We start from the raw sequence: 6,508 nt of genomic DNA on the forward strand, positions 1-6,508 counted from the left end.
GACCCCTCCACCGGCTCCCGGGACATCGCTTCCCCGGCGAGCTAGCCTGAGGGCATGTTCGGCTTTGCGAAGACCCAGATGGTCTCTCCCGAGAAGGCACTCCCCGGCAGGGACGAGCCGATCCCGGTGCCACCGCGCCACGAGGTCCTCGACGCCCCCCTCGCACCCCCGTACCCGGACGGCGCCGAGATCGCCGAGTTCGCCCTCGGCTGCTTCTGGGGCGCCGAACGCAGGTTCTGGCAGACCCCCGGTGTCATCTCCACCGCCGTCGGCTATGAGGGCGGCTACACCCCGAACCCCACCTACGAAGAAGTGTGCAGCGGCAAGACGGGCCACACCGAAACCGTCCGCGTCGTCTACGACCCCACCAAGGTCTCCTACGAAGACCTCCTCCGCATCTTCTGGGAAGCCCACGACCCGACCCAGGGCATGCGTCAGGGCAACGACGTCGGCACCCAGTACCGCTCAGCCATCTTCTACAGGACCGACCTCGAACAAAAGGCCGCCGAAGCCACCCGCGACGCCTACCAAGACGTCCTCACCGCCGCCGGCCACGCCCCCATAACCACCCAGATAACCAAGGCAACCGACTTCTACTACGCCGAGCACCACCACCAGCAGTACCTCTCGGGCAATAAAAACCCCGGAGGATATTGCGGCATCGGCGGAACGGGCGTCTCCTGCCCGGTCGGCGTAGCCCCCGCCGAGTGACCTCGCGCGGTGTCCTTTACCACGTCGTTTGCGCTGCTCCGGCGGCGTCCGACGCTGAAACCTTCGTTGGGTTGGCGCAGGCTGCGGGGTGGCGGGTATGCGTGATCGCCACCCCCATGGGCCTGCGCTTCATCGATGCGCCACGTCTTGCCGAACTGACGGGCGAACGGGTCCGGAGTGAGTTCCGCATGCCCGAGGAACCGGACGAGTTGCCGACCGCTGACGCCGTGGTGGTCGCTCCCGCGACGTTCAACACGATGAACAAGTGGGCGGCGGGCTTCGCCGACTCGTTCGCCGTGGGCCTGCTCTGCGAACTCATGGGCTTCGGCGTCCCGATCGTGGCGGCGCCGCTGCTCAAGGACGCGCTAGCCCGTCATCCCGCCTTCGCGAACAACGTGGAGACGCTGCGAGGGGCGGGCGTCCGGGTGTTGTTCGATCCGGCTGCCCCTCCGGACGCGCGCATGCCAACCTGGCATCAGATCCTCACTGAGTTGGGCAGCATCCTCGACGGTTGACCGGCCGGAAGGACAAGAGCCGTGGACGCGCGCGCAGAGATCGGACAACGGATCGCCCGTCAGCGTCGGCGGCGCGGACTCTCGCAAGTGGTCGTCGCGGGCCTGGTCGGGCGCTCGGAGAGTTGGCTGAGCCAGGTCGAGCGAGGGCGGCGTTCGATCGACAGTCACTCGGTTCTCGTCCGCCTGGCCGAGGTTCTCGACCTGGACATATAGCAACTCACAAGTGATGACATGGGTGGGGACATGGCCAAGTACGAGGGAGCCTCGGGCATCAGGGAAGCGATGCTCCGCTACGAGACCCTTCCCAACATGATCAACGCGGGTGCGGGCGACGGCGAACGGCCCCGGCTCTCCTGGCTGGGCCACGAACTGCGGCGCGCGAACAAGAGCTACCAAGCCACACGGTACGACGAAGCGGGACGCCTCCTCCCAGGACTGATCATCGCGGCTGAGCGGGCGTGCCAGACGCGGAACGGAGACGAGAGGCGCGCGGCCTACACCTTGTGCTCGCTGATCTACCAGTCGGCGGCCACGATCTTGAACCGAGTCGGTGAGGCTGATCTCGCCTGGACCGCGGCGGACAGGTCGCTGTCTGCGGCCCGCCTCGGAGACCGTCCCCTCCTCGCAGCCGTTAGTGCCTACCGGCTCGGCTACATCCTGATTCGCCAGCAGCGGACGCGTGAGGCCGAAGATCTGGCCGTGCGTTCACGTGATGCCCTCGCCGCTTCCACGCGTCGCCCGTCTCCCCTGCTCCTGTCAGTGCAGGGCGGACTGTGCCTAGTCGCGGTCACGGCGGCGGCCGCCCTATTCGATCGCGCGGCGGTGGACAGGCATCTCGCCTCTGCCCGCGCGGTCGCTGGTCGGCTCGGCAGCGATCGAAACGACTTCTGGACTGCGTTCGGCCCGACGAACGTCCAGATCCATGAGGTTTCGGCGGCCGTCGCTTTCGGAGACCCGAAGCTCGCTCTCAAGCGCGGTGAACCGCTCGACGTCGATCGCCTCGGCCCCGGCCTCCTCGGCCGTCGTGCCCAAGTCGCCCTCGACTTGGCGCGGGCCTACGCCGTCCAACGCAAGGACGCCGCGTCGGTGAACACCCTCCTAAAGGCCGAACGACTTTCGCCCGAACTCGTCCGGTACGACTCCGCCACGAACGAGCTGCTGACGGAGTTGGTCCGTCGCGAACATCGAGCCAGCACTCCCGAACTGCGCGGCCTGGCCCAGCGCGCTGGGGTCGTGTGACCCGCATTTGAGTACGGATCTTTTCCCTTCACGGATGTGCGGGCTGCTGGCACGAGCCGTTCCTAGGGTCGTGCGCCATGCTCACAGCCACAGCCCCCGAGGCGCCGACCCCGACCCTGTTCCTTGAACCCACCGACCGCGCGCCGCAACGTGCCCGCACGTTTCTAGCCGATCGGTTCCGCGAGTGGGGCATCACAGATGACTATGTGGGCCGCCTCGTGGTGTGTGAGCTGGTCACCAACGCATGGCGGCACGGTGACGGCCAAATCATCGTGCGGGTCTTCCGGGACGAGCGTGACGGCCTGGTGGTCATCGAGGTCTGGGACCAAGGACCAGACCTGCCGGTCATCCAACCCGAGAACTACGCGGCCACTTCAGGGCGCGGCCTATTCCTGATGTCGCATCTCGTGCGTGCTTGGGGTACGCGGCCGCTCATGGAAGGCGGGAAGGTCGTATGGGCCAAGTGCGCCTTCTGAATGCGGAGCGGTACGTGTTGCGCTGGCGGACACTTCGGGGCGGCGCCACGGCAGAGAAATACCTGAATCTCCTGGCCGTGGCGTTGGAGCCTCGGGGCTGGCGGCTGGTCCGGCTGTACCGCTCGCAGGGGTTCCCGTTGCCGGTGCTGTGGGTCTATGCCAGCGGTCCCGACGATCACGTCGGGCTCGGCGTCGTCGCCCTGGCCGTCCCCGGCGGTGCATGGGGTTACCACGCTGCTGAGCGTGGGCGGCGCGGCTATCTGGCTCCCTGCCGCGATGCCATAGCGGCGGCCGACCAGGTGGACACGCTTCTCAAGCACCGGATGTTCCCCGGTACCTGGTAGGCCGCGAGGGATGACCCCGTGGGGTGGTGGGCTCAGGGGTTGTTCCTCGTCCTGGTGGGTGGCGTGCGTGGTCCTGGCTGGGGAGTTGGGCCGCTGCGTGTCGCCACCGGCCCCGCCTCTCTGTCTTCCCCCGTTGCAGAGAGGCGGGGCCTTCGCGTGTACCACCGGGTCGTTGTCGACGTAGACGACGCGGGGGAGGGATGAGGGCCGCGGCTTCGGTTGCGTGCTGGCAGGGTCGGGGCCGGTCGATGGCCGTAGGCCACCCGTAGGGGCGACCGAAGGGAGTCAGCCGGCGCCGTGTCGGCAATTCCGTCTCAAGCGTCGCCCGGCCTGGAAGCCGCTGCCCGGTACCTGTGCGGCCTGCCCTTGCGCGGGGGCCTGCCCCGAGTTGCGCGGTGCCGAGCGTGCGGGCCGTCCACGGCGGGGCGGGACGGTGGTCGGGGCCGTGCCGCGAACGGCCCCCAAGGCCGCACGCGCAAGGCGCGGCGGCCGTCCACGGTCCCGCCCCGCGGTGGACGGTCCCGGCCACGCACCCGGCCTCCGCGCTCCCCTCGGTCGAGTTCCGGTCCCCTCGGGTGTGGGCTGTGCCGCGCGTTGAAGCTGGACGGTTCCGGACTTGCGCGGGGGCGGGGATCTGCGGTGGCTGGATGTGCCAAGCGGCGAATCAATGGCGACACTCGACGCCTACATTGCCGGGTGTGTCTCGGCCTATCTGCAGTAGGGGCCATCGATGCCGCACATCGGTCCGCTTTGCGCGGCTCGCTGAATGATCTCCGTGGCGTCATGTCCGAACTGCATGGCGAGGCGGCCGAGTATGTGTCCCGGCTGACCGGTATGGCGGAACTGATCATTAGCGCCACGCGATAACGGTAGCGGCCGCAGTCATACTGCGGCCTTGCATCTCTGATTTACCCGTGGGGGAGGCGGGCCTTCATGTGCGGGGCGTCGAGGGCCTGACCGGCTGCGGACGTGAGGTGATCGAGTTCGCGGGCTGCTGCGTCTTCGGTGTATGAGCGGGATCGAGTGGAGACCCCTGTTGTCAGTGCTGCTGCTGATGGGTGTGGTGTGGCCAACCGTGACCGCCTGCGCGCCGGAATCTGGCGGCGTGGCCGGGATGACGTTGGATAGGGCTGGGCGCCCCACCGTGGTAGTGGCCTGGTGTCTGGGAAAGGCACCAGATTCGATCTACCTCTCCACGCGCGATGATCTCTCGCCGGAAGTGAACATCCGCCTTCAGGCGCCGGCTAAGTTCCCAGGAAAGATGATTGAGGTGCCCATCACCTCTCCACCGGTGGGATGGACGGCCGATCCACCTTCGCCTGTACTTGATGCTGGACGGGTTTATTCCGTTTACGCCCCAGTGACCGGTAGTGAATACACCTCTCGCGGTCCAAGGTTCACGCTGGGGCGCTTGCGTGGTGACGGCTGGATCCTCGTGAATGAGTACGACCAGGAAGTTGACCTCTACGTCGACCTCTACATTAGGGCGGCGGATCTCGTTCGTCGGGCGAACTGCTGAGCGCCAGGCCAGGTGCAGTGGTCCGGTGAGCTGTCCGGTTTCTCGATCCTCTCCGGATGCCGCTGCCTGGTGTGTTGGGGGAGGGGCGTTCACCATGGGGGTGTGGATCGGGATTTGGCTGTGGATGCGGACGGGAATGCGTTGACGGCGTTTCTGGCGGCTGTGCGCACTCCGCGTGTGCCGGATGACGTGCCGATGCCTGCGGCGTTGGTCGTCGTCTCGTGTGGGCGGGATGTGTTGTTGGTGTTGAACCGCTTTCGCGGGAAATGGGAACTTCCCGGTGGGTTGATCGACCCTGGGGAGACGCCTCTGCAGGCAGCCCTGCGGGAGTTGTGGGAAGAGAGTGGCCTGCGGCTGGCCACCCTTGATCTGGCTGGGTACGCGCGGTTTCGGCTGACCGGGCCGCCGCGGGAGGAGTACGCCGCTATGTACAGCGCCAGGGTCTCTGCACGCTTCACGGGGTTCACGCCAAATGAGGAGATCAGCGACATCTGCTGGTGGGATGTCGCCGGTCCTCCTCCCACGGACACCCAGGTCCTCGATGTGAGACTGGCCGAGTACGTCCGCTCCGAACGGGACTGCTGATCAGTTCGGGTCAGGTGGGCGGGAGGCGGTCGTAGCAGTCGTAGTTGCGTTGGGTGAGGATCTTTCCGTCGCGGAACTCCAGGAAGGTCGCGATGTGGGCCCGGAGGGTTTCGCCTGCGGGGATGGCGCCCATCGGGACCGCGGTCGTGCCCGTCCAGAGGACTTCCAGGGCTACCTGGTCGCCGGCGGCCAGGGCGTTCAGGACCTTGAAGTTCTGCGCGCTCAAGGCTTTGCGTCCCGCTTCGGCTGCGGCGCAGAGGCCCGCCAGGTCGCGGACGTTGCCGCGGGGGAAGAGCGCGTTGGGCAGCTCGTGGTGGGTGGCTTCCGGATCGAAGAACGCGGCCAGGTCTTGGCCGGTCGCGAAGGCCGAGACCGCCTCGTGGTAGCGGAGCGCGGTGTCGATGTTGGGATGCGCCATATTAACAACCTTAGTTGTACAACCAGGGTTGTCAATATGACAATGGTGGCATGACGACGCTCGACCCTCGGCAGCTCGACACCGGGATGCTCGCGTTGTTCGTCGGGCAGGCGGCGGCGGCGCTCGTGCAGGAGCAGCTGGCCGGCCAGGGGTTCGGCGATCTGCGGTTCTCGCACGGGTACGTCTTCCAGCATCTGATCGACGACTCGCCCACGGTCGGTGAGCTGGCCGTCCGGCTGGACATGACGCAGCAGGGGGCCTCCAAGGCCGTGGCCGAGCTCGAACGGCTCGGTTACTGCGAGCGCGTGGCCGATGCCGCTGATGCTCGCGTGCGCCGGGTTCGGCTTACCGGCCGTGGCCGGGACGCCGTCGCGGCGGCGCGGCGCGCACGCGCTGACCTGGAAGGGCGGCTGGCCGAACGCTTCGGTGAGCGGAACCTGGCGGAGCATCGAGAGTTGCTGATCCGGCTCCTGGACGACCTCGGCGGAACGGCGGCCGTGGAACGGCGGGCCGTGCGGCCGCCCTGATGACCGGAGGGCGGCAGGATGGGGGGATGGAGCTGGGATCGCGGGGCGTGGTGTCCGTTGTCGTCGGAGATGCGGATACGGCTGTTCGGGTCGGTAGTGGGGACGTGCCGGTTCTGGGGACGCCGCGGTTGCTCGCGTTGGCGGAGGGGGCCACGGTCGAGGCGGTCGCGGGGC

General features: G+C 67.6%; 10 protein-coding genes and 1 pseudogene. 10 read left to right on the forward strand and 1 reads right to left on the reverse strand.

The features are described 5' to 3' along the window. The first annotated feature begins 54 nt into the window (after positions 1-54). The 8 genes from msrA (at position 55) to E1266_RS34495 (ending at position 5,389) form a co-directional block, all read left to right on the forward strand. Complete coding sequence (gene msrA / locus E1266_RS34465) at positions 55-711, forward strand: peptide-methionine (S)-S-oxide reductase MsrA (RefSeq protein ID WP_132054336.1); 657 nt, start codon at positions 55-57, stop codon at positions 709-711. Beyond that, entirely contained in the window at positions 708-1,226 is a 519-nt protein-coding gene (locus E1266_RS34470) for a flavoprotein (RefSeq protein ID WP_132054338.1), read from the forward strand. Before msrA ends, E1266_RS34470 begins: the two co-directional genes overlap by 4 nt. 21 nt (positions 1,227-1,247) lie before the next feature. Further along, on the forward strand, positions 1,248-1,439 hold the full coding sequence (locus E1266_RS39735; protein ID WP_279436371.1) for a helix-turn-helix transcriptional regulator: 192 nt from the start codon (positions 1,248-1,250) through the stop codon (positions 1,437-1,439). A gap of 30 nt (positions 1,440-1,469) precedes the next feature. Beyond that, entirely contained in the window at positions 1,470-2,465 is a 996-nt protein-coding gene (locus E1266_RS34475; RefSeq protein WP_243719259.1) for an XRE family transcriptional regulator, read from the forward strand. Between the two features lie 77 nt (positions 2,466-2,542). Then, the gene (locus E1266_RS34480) at positions 2,543-2,941 is read left to right on the forward strand and encodes an ATP-binding protein (RefSeq protein ID WP_132054340.1); all 399 of its coding nucleotides are present in this window, start codon (positions 2,543-2,545) and stop codon (positions 2,939-2,941) included. Next, a complete protein-coding gene (locus E1266_RS34485; protein ID WP_165966324.1) occupies positions 2,920-3,285 on the forward strand; it encodes a hypothetical protein in 366 nt (121 codons plus the stop codon). The genes E1266_RS34480 and E1266_RS34485 overlap by 22 nt, the downstream gene beginning before the upstream one ends. A gap of 1,036 nt (positions 3,286-4,321) precedes the next feature. Beyond that, the gene (locus tag E1266_RS34490) at positions 4,322-4,804 is read left to right on the forward strand and encodes a hypothetical protein (protein WP_132054344.1); all 483 of its coding nucleotides are present in this window, start codon (positions 4,322-4,324) and stop codon (positions 4,802-4,804) included. A 102-nt stretch (positions 4,805-4,906) separates the two neighbouring features. Continuing rightward, entirely contained in the window at positions 4,907-5,389 is a 483-nt protein-coding gene (locus E1266_RS34495; protein WP_243719260.1) for an NUDIX hydrolase, read from the forward strand. Between the two features lie 10 nt (positions 5,390-5,399). Here E1266_RS34495 and E1266_RS34500 read toward each other — a convergent pair whose 3' ends face one another. Continuing rightward, a complete protein-coding gene (locus E1266_RS34500; RefSeq protein ID WP_132054346.1) occupies positions 5,400-5,807 on the reverse strand; it encodes a nuclear transport factor 2 family protein in 408 nt (135 codons plus the stop codon). A gap of 50 nt (positions 5,808-5,857) precedes the next feature. Here E1266_RS34500 and E1266_RS34505 point away from each other — a divergent pair, with 50 nt between their 5' ends. Both E1266_RS34505 and E1266_RS39740 read left to right on the forward strand, forming a co-directional pair. Continuing rightward, a complete protein-coding gene (locus E1266_RS34505) occupies positions 5,858-6,334 on the forward strand; it encodes a MarR family winged helix-turn-helix transcriptional regulator (RefSeq protein WP_132054348.1) in 477 nt (158 codons plus the stop codon). Between the two features lie 26 nt (positions 6,335-6,360). Then, positions 6,361-6,508 (forward strand): annotated as a pseudogene (locus E1266_RS39740) (thioesterase); the annotation flags it as partial.

Source organism: Actinomadura sp. 7K534 (genome assembly GCF_004348575.1).
In the GTDB taxonomy this organism is placed as follows: domain Bacteria; phylum Actinomycetota; class Actinomycetes; order Streptosporangiales; family Streptosporangiaceae; genus Spirillospora; species Spirillospora livida.